Below are 17131 nucleotides of genomic sequence, written 5' to 3' on the forward strand. Positions count from 1 at the left end.
GAGTTGTATGCAGCATGAAATACAAAGGCTATTTAATTGATTTAGACGGGACGATGTATAAAGGAACAGAAAAGATTGAAGAGGCGGGGCAATTTGTTCACAAGTTAAATGAGTTGAACATCCCTTATTTGTTTGTCACGAATAACTCTTCACGCACGCCGAAGCAAGTAGCAGAGAAACTGGTTTCATTCGATATTCCAGCAACGGAAGAACAAGTCTTTACAACAAGTATGGCGACGGCAAACTATATCGCAGAACAAAAGAAAGATGCCTCGGTGTATGTGATCGGAGAAGAAGGAATTCAGCAGGCCATCGAAGAAAAAGGCTTGTCGTTTGGTCAAGAAGACGCTGATTTCGTTGTCGTTGGAATAGACCGCGGTATTACATATGAAAAACTAGCGGTAGGAGCCATTGCGATCCGTCAAGGTGCACAATTTGTTTCAACAAATGGAGATATTGCCATTCCGACAGAAAGAGGGCTGTTACCTGGAAATGGATCGTTAACATCTGTGCTGACGGTTACAACAACAGTGCAGCCAACATTTATCGGAAAGCCAGAGTCTATCATTATGGAACAGGCCATGCGGGTGCTCGGGACAGATGTGTCAGAGACGCTCATGGTGGGCGATAACTATGATACCGATATTATGGCAGGGATGAATGCAGGGATGGATACACTGCTTGTCCATACAGGCGTCACGACAAAAGAGCTGCTTCAGAAATATGACAAACAGCCAACCTATGTCATTGATTCATTATCTGAGTGGATTGAACGATTATCTTAATGAAAAGAGGACAAGCGTAAAGAGTGGAGTGAAATTCACACTAATATTGAAATAATTTGGAAATCTCCTTACATTACTCATACTTTTTCAATAAAAAACACACAGTTATACTGAATCAAAGTAGCTGTGTGTTTTTATTTTTCATTTTTTTGAAAAAATTGGAGGTAATTGGTGTATAATGTCGAAGTGTAAAAAGAACTAACGCTAAAGGGTGTAAATGGATGAATGTTATAAAAAGAGAAGTTGGTGCTCAAGGGAAAGGGTTTAGACTACAGCGATTAAGGGCAATAAAATTATTACTTGACAAAATGAATGTTTCAGAAAAAGCAGTAGTATATTCTGCAACAGAGTATCTGGATGATGTTTATTTGAAGTTTATTAATGATGGTGTTGTAGAAGAGATATCAGAAGGAGATAAGAACTATGATTCTAAAAACTCTTTTAGTTTTATGTCAAATGAAGTGAAAAATAGTATGATAAGCTTTTTAGATTGTTGGTTTCAATATGAATCAGAAGGATTAACTTTATGTTTTTATACAAATGTAAAAATAGGTAAAGAAAATAATTCACAATATACTAAGAAATTAAATTTAGAAATGCCTAAAAAGCCGATTATTGAATTGCTTATTGAAAAGAATTATTATGAGGATAATTTATTAAACATTGTGAAAATTGTATTATTACATGAATATAAAATTCAATATGAGGGTAAAAAAGAGAGCGGTTTTTTAACTCAATTAAAGGAAATGTCAGATGAATTATGGATAGCGTTTCTAGATAAAATTGACTGGAAATTCGAACAAGAAAATGAAGCAGAGTTAGAGAAAACACTGATCAAAGATATATCTACTCAAAGATTTTATAATACTGCAAACTTAAATGGAAAGGAATCATATGTTATTTCTGCATTATTGGATCTCTTTGAGAAAAGACAAAATGTTAAAGATTTATTAGGTCGATTAATTACTGATTCTGAAGTTAGAAGAGTTCTACTTGAAGTTGCCACACATAATTATAAAAGAAATGACCCAGTGTATGCACAGTGGGAAAAAATAGAACCTTCTGATAACAGAAATTTGAAAGAAAAAATTGAAGGTGTCGCTCCAAAATATAACCCGAAAAAACTAGATATGTATGCAAGGAAAATTGGTGCTGTAAAACTTGAGTTAGAGAAAATAGATAGTAGGGAGAAAAGTGCTTATCAGTATCGGATATTTGAGGCTTGTGAAGAAAAATTATTAGAAATACTAGAATCAATTGATACAGAAGTTGTTAGCCCCGAACAAGTTGATATTTGGGTAGAAGAGATTTCTATTTTCGCAAGCGGTCATATAGATGAAAAATCAAAAGATTTTGCTTACCCTTTTAAGAATAAAGATACTTTAAAAAACACTATCTTAGAACTTTTTGATAGCTGTTATCTTTCTTTTGATAGGTGATGTGAATATGAAAAAAGACAAAAATAACAATTATGTTTATGAAAAACAAAATTTGGACGTAAAAAAAAGAATAATGTTTGCTAAAGACGAAGATTATAATTTCATTACTTATAATATATTAATTCTATTAGATACATATGATTGTAATAATAGTAAATCTAAGTGGACTGACTATCGAAAACTAAATTATTTGTTACCTTTTATTTCAAATAATTCAATATTAGAGATTTTTTTAAAATATCATAATAGTCAACAACACTTAAAAAGAGATGATTTGGAGATTTTGAGAATCACATATATTAAGAGTAGATTAAACTTGAAACTTGTTGCTTCAATTTTATTTACTCTTGAAGCTAATGGATATGTAAATATGTCCAAAAATGAGAAAAGACGTACGGTTGATATTTGGATTAATAAAAAAAATATCTCGAGAAAATTTTTAAGGTCTGATCTTTTTAGCGTTGAAATTTCTAACATTAATAAAATTAAGGAAGCAATTCCACGACTGAAAATGCTTAAAACTTTAACATTATTAGAAAGGTTATACGAGGAAAATGGAGTGAGAGTATGGGAGAGTTAGCTTTAAAGAGGATTATTTATAAAGGAGATAAATATCATTATTCATCTAGAGAGTTGAAAAGAGGGCTTCAAATAGTAGAAGCAGAAAATGGAGCAGGTAAAACAACTTTTAGTTCTTTGGTTAGTTATGGGTTAGGAATGTACGTTAAGCAATTTGATTTTAAGAACAATAAAGAAAATCATATTGAAATATACAACGACACAAATAATTATGTTTTACTAATAATTACTCTAAATGGTGTTGATTATGAAGTCACAAGGTATTTTAATCCATCCAATAATAATATTATTTTTGTCAAAGGCAATGGAACAGAATCAAGTTTTGTTTTAAATAGGAAAGCGATTTCTAAAAAGGATGATTTAACTTTCTCTGATTGGATACTTGAGCAACTTGGAATTAAGGTATGCGAGATTTATCAAGGGACTAGGAAATTTAAGATTAGTTTTTCCGATTTGTTTCGTCTTATTCATTATGACCAAGATACGAGTGACCAAAAGATTTATAAAGAACATAGGAATGAGAGCAATTTTATATCTGATTCAATTGCTGTTAGAAAAGTAATATTTGAATTATTAGTGGGGTATCAGTTTTCTGATTATTATGCTTTAATTGGCGAGTATAACCATACAGAACGTGAGACAAATACTTTGAAAACTACGTTAGAGAATTATGAAGAAATGGCAGCTCGGATGAAGTATAGAGTTAGAGAGATAAATCTAGAAGATGCTATAAATGAAGTTGCTCAACTAAAAACACAAATTGAAAAATTAGATTTATTTAGGAGAAATTTAAAACAATCAGAATATAACCTTGTTCAATTTGATAGCTTTATTGAAAAGCTCCGAATAAAGAAGTTTAATAGAGATAACTCAATAACTGAATTGGAATCAAGTATTAAGGCGACTACAATAGAACTAAACAATCTTCAAAAGTTAAGAAGTGATTTAGTACTGGAAGTTACACAAATTAAAAAAATTATTCTAGCACATGAAGAGCTAAATATTTTCTCTCCTAATACTTGTCCAAGTTGTCTGAGGAATGTACAAAGAAGGGAAAATCACTGTATTTGTGGACATCCAATTGATGAGAGTGAATATGAAAAATTTTTTTATAGTGCTGATGAATACCTAGCAATTCTCAAATCAAAGCAAAAATCGGTAGAGACAATTGAAGCAGCGATTAAATCTTGTGAAGAAGAGCTTAAATATTCAAAAGAGAAATTAATAAATTTAGAAATAGATAGAGACAAACTCAAAGATAAACTATTAGAGGTTAAAGATGATATTAAAAATACCTCAAATGATATCGAGTTAAATACTGTAAATGATAGGTTGTTAGAAGTTAAAAACAATCTACAAATTAGTGAGCAAAGACTTAATATAATAAAACAATATTACGAAATAAAAAAAGAATATACTAAGGGTAGAGGGAAACTAGAAAAGTTAGATTTGAAGTTGAAAAAGATGGAGAAAATTGCAAGTGAACTGATAGGCAAGCAAAAAACTGAATTCGAAGCTATCTATAGTAATCTTATGAAAAAAGCTGATAATCAAGTAAACAGAGTGGAGTTAGATGAGAATTATATGCCAATTATTAATGGAGGCACATATAGACAAGCAAGTTCCTATGTTCCACGGAGATTTTTATACTATTTAACATTAATAAAATTGTCTCTTGAATCTATAAATGTTCCATTTCCAAAGTTCTTACTAATTGATACACCAGAAAATTTAGGGATAGATGAAGAAAACTTAATTAAATGTATGTCATTAATTGATGAAGTTGCAAATGTTAATGAAGGTAAATCCTCGACTTTTCAAATTATCTTAACTACAGGTAGAAATAAGTATCCAGAAAAATATAATAACTTTGTGATAGAGAGGCTTACAGAAGAAAATAAATTATTAAAGAATATCAGGTAGGAATATTCTTTAATGTTGTAATAGCTTGACAGTTGACTAATACTGTTTGTAGTCTATTGTGCGTTTTTGAATTGTTTTCAATTTTAAAAAGATTATTCTAAGAAACATACAAAACGCTAAAAACTATTAGATGTTAGAGCTTAAAAAGGGGGAATTTTGAATAACATTAATTTCACTATAAAAAAGAGGACAAGCGTTACGCGCGCGTCCTCTTTTTCTTTATTCTGCATTTCTCGCACTATGTGCCAGTCTGCTTGATGCTGCCGCAGCAATAGCACCGACAATGTCATCTAAAAAGGTGTGGCATTCGCCTGAGGATTTATCGTTGAGTTTCCCGAGAATCCCTGGTTTTTCTTTATCGATATATCCGTAATTCGTAAAGCCGATGGAGCCATAAATATTAACGATGGCAAAGGATAAAATTTCATCCACACCATATAGACTTTCATCTGTTTCAAGAATGGATTGCAGCGGTTCTGTCAGCTTTTTTTGCTCAGCGAGAACATCTAGTTCAACGCCTGTTAAGATGGCATTTTGGACTTCACGTTTTGCGATGACACGTTCCACATTGTGGATGCACTCTGTCATGTCTAAGCCAGGATGATATTTTTCCTGTAAAAAGAAGACAAGGTCTGCTATATCTTGAATGGTTACGCCTCGTTCTTGTAAACGGCGTCTTGCTGTTTTTTCTACTTCGTTCATCTCATGATGATGCGGCATGTTCCTCACCCAATCCTCGTAATTTGTCCACAACGTGTGAAAAAGCTTCGGATAATAAATAGTATTCATAAATCCCTCAACCTGCGACTACGATATGATAAGAGACTGATTTTATGAACGCAGGTGAAATCATGAAAGAAACCATTTATCACACATTTGGTATTGATGTGCGTCAATTTATGCCATATGGCAGTTATCAGAGCTTTCAAACGGCGAAAGCTCTCTTCATCATTGTTCCCGTTTCTCATTTGCGAGAAGAAGAACTCACAGAGCTTTATCATATCAGTCAGTATTTACTGAATGACGGTGACCCATACGTTGCCGTGTTTGAATTAACAAACGAAGAGAAACCGACTTTTACCCATGGAAAAGAACTGTACGCTCTATTAAAGGCAGCACCGCGGGTTACAAGCCGCTCATTTCAGCACGCACCAGAGCTGGCGGCTTTTCATGTCAGAGGGAGAGGGTTTCCTTATGAGGTGTCTGAAACAAAACGTGTCGGAGCTTGGAAGGAATTATGGGCAAAACGGTTAGACCAGCTGGAAGGCTTTTGGATGCAGCAAATGCATCAAAAACCACTTGAACGATTTGAAAAGAAATTTATTGAATCCTTTCCGTATTATCTCGGATTAACGGAAAATGCTATTCAATATTTAGTGGATACAGAGCTTGATGATGAACCGAAAGAATGTGATTCAGGTACTGTTTGTCATCAGCGCTTTTCACGTATGACCTGGCCACATGAGCAGCCGCTTCGTTTACCTGTTGACTGGGTATTTGACCATCCAACAAGAGATATCGCGGAATATTTAAGAGAAACCTTTGTCCAGCATAAGGAGGATTTAATTGAAGAGGGATTTTCCTTTTTGCAGCAATATGAGCAGGTCACGCCTCTTTCATCATTTTCAAAGCGTCTGCTGTACAGCCGTCTTCTGTTTCCGCTTCATTATTTTGAAATTGTCGAAGGTTATTATATGTCAGGAGAAAATGAAAAATCTTATTATGAAGAACGATTAGATTACGTTTTAAATGATGCGAATCGCTACGAATATTTTCTCAAGGTGTTTCAAGAATTGAGTGCCATGCGCAGCGGTGGGCATCTCATTCCTCCTGTTGGATGGATTCATCAATCCGCTGATTTGAAGTTTCAGTGAACAGACGAAACGTCTCTTTTCTCTTGAGGCGTTTTTCGTTATGCTTAAAGAAATCAACCAAAGGAGTGTTCTTCTTGACGAAACCGTATGTCTATATCACAAGAAAGCTTGATGAAACAACACTTACACCATTAAAAGAAGTCGCTCATATTGACATGTGGACGAGCGAGGATGAGCCGTGTCCAAGAGAAGAGTTAGAAAAACAAGCGGCTCAAGCAGATGGGCTGCTCACGATGCTGTCAGATCAAGTAGATGAGGCACTTTTATCAAATGCTCCAAATCTAAAAGTGGTCGCGAATCTCGCGGTCGGCTATGACAATATTGATCTAAAGGCAGCTAAAAAGCACGGGATCACGGTATGTCATACACCGGACGTCTTAACAGAATCGACGGCTGATTTAGCCTTTGCGCTTTTGATGGCGTCAGCAAGACGAATTGTCGAAGCGAGTGATTGGATTAAGGATGGGAATTGGACAGGCTGGGGACCGCTTCTTCTAGCCGGTGCGGATGTTCATCATAAAACGTTAGGGATTGTCGGAATGGGCAGTATTGGAACCGCACTGGCCAAGCGGGCAAAAGGTTTTGATATGAATGTTCTGTATCATAATCGTTCAAGAAAGCCAGAAGCAGAAGCGCAGCTAGGTGTGACCTATGCCGCATTTGATGAGCTGCTTACGCAGTCTGATTTCATCGTTTGTTTGACGCCTTTAACGCCTGAAACGAAAGAAATGTTTAATAAGAAAGCATTTGAGCAGATGAAGAACACGGCTTACTTCATCAACGTTTCCAGAGGGCAGACGGTAGACGAAGATGCTTTATATGATGCTGTCACGACAGGGAAAATTGCAGGAGCAGGTCTGGATGTATTTAGCAAGGAACCAGTCAGCCCAGATCACCCATTAACGACATTACCAAATGTGACAGTGCTTCCTCATATCGGAAGTGCAAGTGTTGAAACGAGAAAAAACATGATGCATTTATGTGCTGAAAATATTGCGCTTGTCCTGCAAGATCAGCAAGCCAAAACGCCAGTTCAGGCGTAATCTCAAGCTTCCCGGCTTCGGGAGCTTTTCTCACAAAAATATTTTGAAAATATAGAATCTTGATATAAATAGCTGTTAAGCGGTTTCATTCTCATATTCTCTTATTTTATTACCTTGTCAAAATGAGGATACCCCTTTATAATGTGTGTACATTGAATGTCTGTGTTAGGTTAACAAATGTCTTTTTAGAGAGGACATTTACGGAGAAAGGTGGAATTTCAGGTGAAGGCAATTCGAGTTGGACTACTAGGATTAGGAACAGTGGGGAGCGGTGTCGTTAAGATTATTCAAGATCATCAGGATAAATTAATGCACCAGATCGGCTGTCCGGTATTAATACAAAAAGTGCTTGTGAGCAATCCCGATAAAAAAAGAGATGTGGATGTGGCAAGAGAGGTCTTCACAACTGAAGTATACGATGTGATTCGAGATCCAGAGGTCGACGTCATTATTGAAGTGATGGGCGGCATTGAAGAGACAAAACAATATTTAATAGATGCACTAAATGAGAAGAAGCATGTCATTACAGCCAATAAGGATTTAATGGCGCTATATGGCACAGAGCTTTTACATGTAGCAAAAGAAAACGGCTGTGACCTTTACTATGAAGCGAGTGTCGCAGGTGGGATTCCGATTTTGCGTACACTAGAGGAAGGTTTAGCCTCTGACCGCATCACAAAAATGATGGGAATCGTGAACGGGACAACGAACTTTATTTTAACAAAAATGAATGTCGATAAAAGTGCGTATGAAGATGTATTAAAAGAAGCGCAGGATCTTGGCTTTGCAGAAGCAGATCCGACGGCGGACGTAGAAGGACTAGATGCGGCAAGAAAGATGGCCATCCTGGCAAGACTCGGCTTTTCCATGAATGTAGACTTAGAGGATGTGAAAGTGAAAGGCATCTCTGACATCTCGGATGAGGACATTAATTTCAGTAAACGTTTTGGCTATACAATGAAGCTGATTGGAATTGCCCAAAGGGACGGAGAAAAAGTGGAGGTCAGCGTACAGCCAACTTTACTTCCTGATCATCACCCGTTATCTTCCGTCAACAATGAATTTAATGCTGTCTATGTTTACGGAAGTGCTGTCGGAGAAACGATGTTTTACGGACCTGGAGCAGGCAGCCTGCCAACGGCAACTGCTGTTGTCTCTGATTTAGTCGCTGTTATGAAAAACATGCGTCTTGGTGTGAATGGCAGTGGATTTATTGCACCGCAATTTGAGAAGAAAATCAAATCATCATCCGAAGTATTTGCTCAGCAATTTTTAAGAATACATGTGAGAGATCAAGTCGGAGCTTTCTCCCGCATTACATCGATTTTTTCTGAAAGAGGCATCAGCTTTGAAAAGATCCTTCAGCTTCCTGTCAAAGGGCATGATGAGCTTGCTGAAATTGTGATTATTACACATCAAACATCAGAAGAAGATTTCTCAAATATCCTGCAAACATTAAACGATCTCGACGTGGTGGTTCAAGTGAAGAGCACGTACCGAGTAGAAGGGAACGGTTTAAGCTGATGAAGTGGAATGGACTCATTGAAGAATTTCAAGAATTCTTACCAGTAAACGAACAAACACCTAAACTAACATTAAATGAAGGAAACACACCGCTGATTCATCTCGCAAAGCTTTCCGAAAAACTGGGGATTGAACTTCATGTGAAAACAGAAGGCGTCAACCCTACAGGTTCTTTTAAGGATCGCGGGATGGTCATGGCCGTCGCAAAGGCAAAAGAAGAAGGCAATGATACGATCATGTGTGCATCGACAGGGAATACGTCTGCAGCAGCAGCAGCTTATGCGGCGCGCGCTGATATGAAATGTATTGTCATCATTCCAGATGGAAAAATTGCCTTCGGTAAGCTGGCGCAGGCTGTCATGTACGGAGCAGAGATCATTGCCATTGACGGCAACTTTGATGATGCACTGAAAATTGTCCGCAGCATCTGTGAAAAAGCACCGATCGCACTTGTTAACTCCGTCAATCCATACCGAATTGAAGGACAAAAAACAGCGGCATTTGAAATCTGTGAGCAGCTAGGCGGCGCTGCGCCGGACGTACTGGCGATTCCTGTTGGAAATGCGGGGAATATTACAGCGTACTGGAAAGGTTTCAAAGAATATCATGAGAAAAAAGGCACTGCACTGCCAGTCATGCGTGGTTTTGAAGCAGAAGGTGCTGCAGCCATCGTTCGAAATGAAGTCATTGAGCAGCCAGAAACAGTCGCAACAGCCATTCGCATCGGAAACCCTGCAAGCTGGAAGCAAGCTGTAGCAGCGGCAGATGAATCGAACGGGAAAATTGATGAAGTGACAGATGAAGAAATTCTTCATGCCTATCAATTGATCGCACGTGAAGAAGGTGTCTTTGCAGAGCCAGGCTCTTGTGCATCAATTGCAGGTGTACTCAAACAAGTGAAATCTGGAGAAATTAAGCCAGGCAGTAAAGTTGTCGCAGTACTGACAGGAAACGGATTAAAAGATCCGAATACGGCGATTGATATTTCGCACATCAAACCGGTCACACTGGATGCAGATGAAGATCAAATTCTGGAACATTTAGAAAAGGCCGCACGCGTATGAGTAACGCCTCCATGCTTTTTTCAATCACAGTACCGGGAAGCACTGCCAACTTAGGACCAGGCTTTGACTCAGTCGGAATGGCGCTCAGCCGCTATTTAAAGCTATCGGTCTATGACCATGATAGCTGGCTGTTTGAAGCAGAAACAGATGTTGTGTCTGGCATTCCATCAGGCACCGATAATCTGATCTACCAAACAGCTAAAAAGGTCGCAGATGACTTTGGAAAAACACTCCCGCCTGTTCATGTCAAAGTGTGGAGTGATATTCCATTAGCAAGGGGGCTGGGCAGCAGCGCTGCTGCCATTGTCGCCGCTATTGAGCTCGCTAATCAGCTGCTTGAATTAAAGATGACCGATGATCAGAAGCTCTTTTTTGCAAGTGAGGTAGAAGGTCATCCAGATAATGCGGGTGCCTCTTTATTCGGTGGTTTACTCATCGGTCTTCATGAAGAAGACAAGACACATGCCGTTAAAGTGCAGCATGTGGATGTAGATGTCGTCGTCGTGATTCCTTTTTATGAAGTGCTCACAAAGGATGCCCGTGATGTCCTGCCAGAGGATTTTTCCTATAAACAGGCCGTGAGTGCGAGTGCAGTGAGTAACGTCCTTGTTGCCGCCTTAATGACACAGAACTGGCCGCTTGTAGGGGAAATGATGAATAAAGATTTATTTCATCAGCCATACCGCACGATGCTTGTCCCAGAGCTATCAAAGGTGGAGCACGTTGCTTCATTAAAAGGCGCGTATGGAACAGCATTAAGCGGTGCTGGGCCGACTATTTTGACCTTAGTGGAAAAAGGGAAGGGAGAAGCGCTGAAAAAGCAGCTTGCCCAAAATTTCCCGCATTGTGAAGTGGATGTGTTGACGGTGCCAGTAGAAGGTGTCGTCGTCGAGCATCATTCTGTGAATCAAATGAAGAACGTGCTGTGAAGACGCACGTTCTTTTTTTATCCTTGTTTTTCATAACAAAAGCAGGGATTATTATTTAGAGAAGCGAACTATTTTTGATACATAAAAGGGGGAGATCTATTGATGAAGAAATTGATAACAGCAGAGGATTTAACACAAATCGTGTCTGTTTCTCATCCAGTTTATTCACCAGATGGAAAAAAGGCTGTTTTTACAAAAGTAACGGTGAATGAAAAAAAGGATGATTACAATATTCATTTATGGGTTCGAGATGAAGAGACAGGGGAGCTGTCTCAATGGACATTTGATGATGGAAAGCATCATCAACCAGCATGGTCAAAAGACGGAAAGCAGCTTGCGTTTATTTTGCAGAAGCCAAAGGAAGTCCCTCAGCTCGCACTCATTCAGAGCGATGGCGGCGGCATACGTACCTTAACGAATATTCCTTACGGCGTATCTCATCCTGTATTTTCACCGGATGGAGCTTTTATTTATGCATCGGTCTCATTAAAACAAGAAGAATCTGTTCATGATGAAAAAAAAGAAGAGCGTGATGACTTTGCTCCGGCCGTATATGATGATTTGACTTATAAAGCAGATGGCAGAGGCTTTTTAGATGGGCGTCTGACGCAAATTGTAAAAATCGATGTCCGTTCCGGCGAGGTAGAGATGGTTACGAGTGAGTCGCATCATCATGTGAATCATGTCGTCTCTCCTTGCGGGAAGTGGCTCGCCTATATTCAATCCAACCCGCAGACGTTTTACATAAGTGATATCTGTCTCCTGTCATTAGAGGACGGTGGTACATCCAAGAAAATCACCCAATCAACAGGCGCTTACTCGACCGTATCATTTTCTCCAAATGGAGAAAGCCTGTTGTACATTGGACACGAGCGTGAATTTCAGAATGCAACCTTCCCATCATTGTGGCTGCATGATCTGAAGGAGAAAAAGACCGTTCAACTGTCAGAAATGCTCGATATGTATGTTGGTAACTGTATGGCAGGGGATAGTGTCATAGGTGAAGCCAATCAGCTTCCGCAATGGACGAAGGATAGTCAGGGGTTTTATGCGCTTGTTTCTGATCAAGGGAGTACCGGAATTTATTATTTCTCTATTGAAGGTTTAGCCTATCCCGTTCGTTTAGAGGCAGAACATGTGACGAATTTCAGTCTTCATCCAGACGAATCAAAAATGCTGATCAGCCGTCTTTCACCTGTCTCGCCTAGTGAGCTGTACGAGCTGACTTTAGGGGAATCCTCACTCAAGCAAATCACGTTTGAGCATGATGACTTTCTAAAGGAACATGTCATATCCGAACCTGAACCAATTTCTTACCAGTCAAAAGAAGGAGACGTTGTACATGGCTGGTTGATGAAGCCTGCTCAGATGGAAGAGGGGAAGACATATCCACTAATCTTAGAAATTCATGGCGGACCGCATGCGATGTACGGTCATACGTATTTTCATGAATTTCAAATGCTTGCCGCTGAAGGGTATGCGATTGTGTACATCAATCCTCATGGCAGTCATGGGTATGGACAGATGTTTACGGACCGTGTAAGAGGCAGCTATGGTGACGTTGATTATGAGGATGTCATGCTGGCTGTTGATCATGTGCTCGAAGCCTATGACTTTCTTGATGAAACAAGGCTTGGCGTAACAGGCGGCAGCTATGGCGGTTTTATGACCAACTGGATTGTCGGACAGACAGACCGTTTCCGTGCAGCTGTTACACAGCGTTCCATCTCGAACTGGATTAGCTTTTATGGCATCAGTGATATCGGTTATTTCTTTACAAAATGGCAGATTGATGGGGATATTTATGACTCTGTTGATAAGCTATGGGATCGTTCGCCGCTAAAGTATGTAAAACAGGTGAATACACCGCTTCTCATCCTGCACAGTGATGAAGACTACCGCTGCCCAGTCGATCAAGGAGAACAGCTTTTTGTGGCATTAAAGGAGCTTGGAAAAGACACGAGATTAGTCAAATTCCCGAAGGCTTCTCATGATTTGTCGAGAAGCGGCCACCCTGGGCAGCGTATTCAAAGACTGACCTTTATTCAAGAATGGTTTAGAGAGAAGTTATCCTAATTAAAAAACGACCCAGTAAGGGTCGTTTTCATGTCATATATGAATTAGAAAACCTGTTCAACTTCTACAACGCCAGGTACTTCTTCTAATAATGCGCGCTCAATACCGGCTTTCAATGTAATGGTTGAACTTGGGCAACTGCCGCATGCACCAAGAAGGCGTAATTTCACAATGCCATCTTCAATGTCTACAAGCTCACAGTCTCCACCATCACGTAATAGAAATGGACGAAGTTTGTCCAGTACTTCCTGTACTTGGTCTTTCATTTCGACTTCAGTCATTAGATATAATCGCTCCTTTCACAACATATCACCATTATATTCATCTGGACGATAAAAATCTATTGATTGGTTTCAAAGTTTCCTTCTCATTATAGCACAATCTCATCTTGAAACAAAAAGTGATTTTGACTTTTTTCATACAGAAAATTCAGCTAAAATAAAGAAAGAATGGGGGGCTTGTCAAATGAACAAAACCGTTGACCTTTATGTATATGGAAGAGATGTCCTGTGCGCTAGTTGCGTGAATCTGCCTTCTTCAAAAGATACATTTGAGTGGCTAGATGCAGCATTAAAACGAAAATATCCAAATCAGCCGTTTCGCATCACATATATCGATATTGAGCACCCGCCTGAAAACGAACGCCAAAAAGAATTATCTGAACGAATTCTTGATGATGAATTCTTTTATCCGCTTGTCCTTGTTGAGGATCAAATTGTAGGAGAGGGCAATCCGAAATTAAAAGATATTTATCAAGAAATGGAGAAATACGGGTACGAAGAGAGCAGTGAATGAGCTGTTCTTTTTTTAGAAAAATAAATCGAACAAACGTTCCTTTTTAGGTTGATTTAGAACGTTTGTTCGCGTATAATGAGATGAAAGGAGCGTGAGCATCATGAATTATTTACTAAAACAATCTCTTCATCAACAAATACCGATTGATATGATTTATATGAAGAAAAATGGAGAGTGCTCGAAACGAAAAATCATTGTACATCGTCAAACTGAACAGTTCATACAAGCGTATTGTTTATCGAAGAAGACGATCAGAACGTTTCGTAAAGACTGCATCCTTGCGCTTGCTCCTATCAAAGTGAACCATCCATCGGCACATGCCGTTTCATAATAAAAGCTCCTTCATTAGAAGGAGCTTTGAGAAAAAATTCACATCATTTTATCCATTGTGATGCTTGTACATCCAAAGAAGTCCAGATTTTAAGAGTCTTGGAACACGACCAACAAGCGGGCGATCCGCTACTAAGCCAAAGCCGGCTTTTTTCCCTAAAGAGCCGAGTACGCCTTTTAACTTAAACTGCGGGTAAGTCTCAGGAAGCGGCTCGTTCTTCCAGCGTTTCTGTAGAGATTGCACAATTTGCTCTGCCTGTGCCTCGGCAAGCTGTGCACTTGGTGCGTGCGGCAAGCTTGCGCAGTCACCTACGACATAGACATGCTCATCTCCAGGGAGATTGTGATGAGGAGTTAAGACGACACGGCCTTGGGCGTCTTTTTCAACATCCATATCTCGCACGACTTTACTTGGCTGAATTCCTGCTGTCCACACGATGACATCTGCTTCAATGGCATCGTCATGGTTGTACACAACTCCTTCTTCAACCTTCGTAATATTGGCGCAATTAATGATCTTTACATCATTTTCTTCAAACCATTTTTGTACATATAAACTTAATCTTTTTGGGAAACTGGAAAGAATCAGTTCTCCGCGATCAAAAAGAATAATGTTTAAATCAGAACGGCTTTCACGCAGTTCACTGGCCAGCTCTACCCCGCTAAGTCCAGCACCGACGATACCAACCGTTGCACCTGCACTCAAATTGTTTAATTTGTTATACGTATGTCTTGACTGATCAATGGTTTGAATGCTGTATGTATGTTCTTTCGCACCAGGGACATTGTGATACTTGTCCTCACAGCCGAGTCCGATTACCGTATCATCATATGGAATCGGCTCACGGTCGCTAAATAAGATCTGTTTGTTTTCAATATCAATTTTTTCTACTTCCCCGTATTGAATATCCAGCTTCGGATGCTCTGGAAAAGATACTCGAATGTGATGATCAGAGATCGTTCCAGCAGCAAGTGCATAATATTCTGTTTTTAAACAGTGGTAAGGATTTCGATCAATTAATGTGATAGTAACATCATCAGGTAATTGATTTGGCAATAAGCGGTGGAGAACCCGCATATTCCCGTAACCTCCGCCGATCAAGACTAAATTTTTCATGACGATTCTCCTTTTCCCCCTAGACATTGAAAAACACTTATACTAAAAAACTTTAAGTTAAAATACCAAATAAAATTATATCGAATTTACTGTGAAACCACAATAATTGTTTCAAAATAACCTACATATTCATTACTTAGTCCTAAATAGTAAAACATTTTACGGGGAATAGGCGTAACGATTTATTGAAGCTCATGTTTTGACTAATAGAAGGAATTTCGGTAGGATAGTAAGGCAAATGTGAGGTGAAGCACAGTGTTTCCACTGATCGAATTTTGTGTAAGTAATCTTGCACAAGGGTCTCAAGAAGCAAAAGAGAAACTTGAAAAAGACCCAAACTTAGATGTAATGGAATACGGTTGTTTAAGCTATTGCGGCAAATGTATGGACTCCCCATTTGCCCTTGTGAATGGAGAATTTGTTTCTGGAGAAAATGCAGAGCAGCTAGTCGAGCGTATTTATGCTTTTATAGAGGAAAACGACATGTTTTAAATGCACCACATGGGTCATGAGGTGCATTTTTTTCATATATTCAGTTTCCGTTTTTTAGGGGAAAATGTAGAAAGCGCATCCAATATGTTATGCTAATAAAATATCATCAAAATGAAGCATCACACGAGAGAAAAAGAGACATATGCATAATAAAAGCCCTTTGCCATGGCAGCAAAGAGCTTCTATGTATGAAAAACGGGGGATGATAAGATTGTCTCCTGAATCGACTCCTTTTATACTATAAAGAAACAACATTTTTGGAGGACGCTCATGACATCATTTCAATTCACGAAAATGCACGGACTAGGAAATAATTATATATACGTCAATCAGATGAAGGAACAGCTTCCAGAAGAGCAGCTGTCAGAGATAGCAATTCAGGTTTCTTCTGTTTATACAGGTATCGGTTCAGACGGAATGATCCTCATTTGCCCATCAGATGTTGCACCTGTGAAGATGCGCATTTTCAACAATGATGGATCAGAGGGGAAAAACTGCGGTAACGGTCTGCGTTGCGTTGCAAAATATGTGTATGAGCATCAAATCGTAACAGACACAACGTTCCAGATTGAGACATTGTCAGGACTCGTTGAGGCGACCGTTCATGTGCAGGATGGTCACGTTCAGTTAGTGACAGTAGATATGGGTAAACCTCGTTTTGAAAAAGAAGCGATGCCAATGCTTGGTGAACCGGCCAGTACAACGATTAATGAACCGCTTGATTTTGGCACGACGACCTTAAATGGAACAGCTGTTTCAATGGGGAATCCCCATATCGTTTTCTATTTAGAAGACATTGAACAGGCGCCGCTCGATTCGCTTGGGCCAATCATTGAAAAGCATGACATGTTTCCAGAAGGCGTCAATGTAGAATTTGTGGAACGAGTCAGTGAAACGGAACTGCATTTCCGCGTGTGGGAAAGAGGATCAGGGATTACGCAAGCGTGCGGAACAGGAGCATGTGCTGCGGCTGTATCAACGATTGTCAATGGACATGCGAAAAAAGAAACGGATATGACCGTTCATCTAGCTGGCGGAGACCTCATCATTCGCTGGAAAGACAATGACCATGTGCTGATGACAGGACCTGCTGAAACAATTTGTGACGGCACATTCTATCTCTAAACCATTTATTTGAGAAAAGGCAACATCACGTTTATA

16 protein-coding genes and 1 pseudogene are annotated in these 17131 nt (G+C 39.1%); 14 read left to right on the forward strand and 3 right to left on the reverse strand.

Going from position 1 to position 17131, the window contains the following annotated elements:
• Positions 1-14: 14 nt before the first annotated feature.
• From ACTJJQ_RS08350 to ACTJJQ_RS08365, 4 genes are all read left to right on the forward strand, one after another.
• Positions 15-785: a TIGR01457 family HAD-type hydrolase gene (locus ACTJJQ_RS08350; protein WP_008346835.1), complete on the forward strand. Its 771-nt coding sequence runs from the start codon at positions 15-17 to the stop codon at positions 783-785.
• Positions 786-1006: 221 nt separating this feature from the next.
• Positions 1007-2224: a hypothetical protein gene (locus ACTJJQ_RS08355; RefSeq protein WP_017367987.1), complete on the forward strand. Its 1218-nt coding sequence runs from the start codon at positions 1007-1009 to the stop codon at positions 2222-2224.
• Positions 2225-2231: 7 nt separating this feature from the next.
• Positions 2232-2804, forward strand: a complete 573-nt coding sequence (locus tag ACTJJQ_RS08360) for a hypothetical protein (RefSeq protein ID WP_017367986.1) — start codon at positions 2232-2234, stop codon at positions 2802-2804.
• Complete coding sequence (locus ACTJJQ_RS08365) at positions 2792-4726, forward strand: hypothetical protein (protein ID WP_440600106.1); 1935 nt, start codon at positions 2792-2794, stop codon at positions 4724-4726. The genes ACTJJQ_RS08360 and ACTJJQ_RS08365 overlap by 13 nt, the downstream gene beginning before the upstream one ends.
• Before the next feature lie 219 nt (positions 4727-4945).
• Here the strand turns inward: ACTJJQ_RS08365 and ACTJJQ_RS08370 are convergent, their stop codons facing one another.
• On the reverse strand, positions 4946-5446 hold the full coding sequence (locus ACTJJQ_RS08370; RefSeq protein WP_024719755.1) for a phosphatidylglycerophosphatase A family protein: 501 nt from the start codon (positions 5444-5446) through the stop codon (positions 4946-4948).
• Between the two features lie 113 nt (positions 5447-5559).
• Here ACTJJQ_RS08370 and yutH point away from each other — a divergent pair, with 113 nt between their 5' ends.
• The 6 genes from yutH to ACTJJQ_RS08400 all read left to right on the forward strand — a co-directional run bounded on the left by yutH (position 5560) and on the right by ACTJJQ_RS08400 (position 13236).
• Positions 5560-6600, forward strand: a complete 1041-nt coding sequence (gene yutH / locus ACTJJQ_RS08375) for a spore coat putative kinase YutH (RefSeq protein WP_007500419.1) — start codon at positions 5560-5562, stop codon at positions 6598-6600.
• Between the two features lie 74 nt (positions 6601-6674).
• Positions 6675-7643, forward strand: a complete 969-nt coding sequence (locus tag ACTJJQ_RS08380) for a 2-hydroxyacid dehydrogenase (protein ID WP_017367983.1) — start codon at positions 6675-6677, stop codon at positions 7641-7643.
• 222 nt (positions 7644-7865) lie between these two features.
• Positions 7866-9167, forward strand: coding sequence for a homoserine dehydrogenase (locus ACTJJQ_RS08385; protein WP_017358915.1), 1302 nt, complete (start codon positions 7866-7868; stop codon positions 9165-9167).
• Positions 9167-10231: a threonine synthase gene (thrC, locus tag ACTJJQ_RS08390; RefSeq protein WP_171465723.1), complete on the forward strand. Its 1065-nt coding sequence runs from the start codon at positions 9167-9169 to the stop codon at positions 10229-10231. The genes ACTJJQ_RS08385 and thrC overlap by 1 nt, the downstream gene beginning before the upstream one ends.
• A complete protein-coding gene (gene thrB, locus ACTJJQ_RS08395; protein WP_007500423.1) occupies positions 10228-11160 on the forward strand; it encodes a homoserine kinase in 933 nt (310 codons plus the stop codon). The genes thrC and thrB overlap by 4 nt, the downstream gene beginning before the upstream one ends.
• A gap of 102 nt (positions 11161-11262) precedes the next feature.
• Positions 11263-13236 (forward strand): S9 family peptidase, encoded by a 1974-nt coding sequence (locus ACTJJQ_RS08400; RefSeq protein WP_242731005.1) that lies wholly within the window; start codon positions 11263-11265, stop codon positions 13234-13236.
• Between the two features lie 44 nt (positions 13237-13280).
• Here ACTJJQ_RS08400 and ACTJJQ_RS08405 read toward each other — a convergent pair.
• Positions 13281-13580: pseudogene (locus ACTJJQ_RS08405) on the reverse strand (NifU family protein).
• A 121-nt stretch (positions 13581-13701) separates the two neighbouring features.
• Between ACTJJQ_RS08405 and ACTJJQ_RS08410 the strand changes: the two are divergent.
• Together ACTJJQ_RS08410 and ACTJJQ_RS08415 are read left to right on the forward strand one after the other, a co-directional pair.
• Positions 13702-14031 carry a YuzD family protein gene (locus ACTJJQ_RS08410; RefSeq protein ID WP_008346819.1) on the forward strand — a complete coding sequence of 110 codons (330 nt, stop codon included), beginning with the start codon at positions 13702-13704 and terminating at the stop codon, positions 14029-14031.
• Positions 14032-14131: 100 nt separating this feature from the next.
• Positions 14132-14362 carry a hypothetical protein gene (locus ACTJJQ_RS08415; RefSeq protein WP_008346816.1) on the forward strand — a complete coding sequence of 77 codons (231 nt, stop codon included), beginning with the start codon at positions 14132-14134 and terminating at the stop codon, positions 14360-14362.
• A 48-nt stretch (positions 14363-14410) separates the two neighbouring features.
• Here the strand turns inward: ACTJJQ_RS08415 and ACTJJQ_RS08420 are convergent, their stop codons facing one another.
• Positions 14411-15478, reverse strand: a complete 1068-nt coding sequence (locus ACTJJQ_RS08420) for an NAD(P)/FAD-dependent oxidoreductase (protein WP_047945358.1) — start codon at positions 15476-15478, stop codon at positions 14411-14413.
• Between the two features lie 255 nt (positions 15479-15733).
• Here ACTJJQ_RS08420 and ACTJJQ_RS08425 point away from each other — a divergent pair, with 255 nt between their 5' ends.
• Both ACTJJQ_RS08425 and dapF read left to right on the forward strand, forming a co-directional pair.
• A complete protein-coding gene (locus ACTJJQ_RS08425) occupies positions 15734-15970 on the forward strand; it encodes a YuzB family protein (protein WP_008346813.1) in 237 nt (78 codons plus the stop codon).
• A 270-nt stretch (positions 15971-16240) separates the two neighbouring features.
• Positions 16241-17095, forward strand: a complete 855-nt coding sequence (dapF, locus tag ACTJJQ_RS08430; protein ID WP_041091838.1) for a diaminopimelate epimerase — start codon at positions 16241-16243, stop codon at positions 17093-17095.
• Positions 17096-17131 lie beyond the last annotated feature (36 nt).

Origin of the sequence: Bacillus sp. 22483 (assembly GCF_052044605.1) — a bacterium.
Lineage (GTDB): Bacteria > Bacillota > Bacilli > Bacillales > Bacillaceae > Bacillus > Bacillus altitudinis.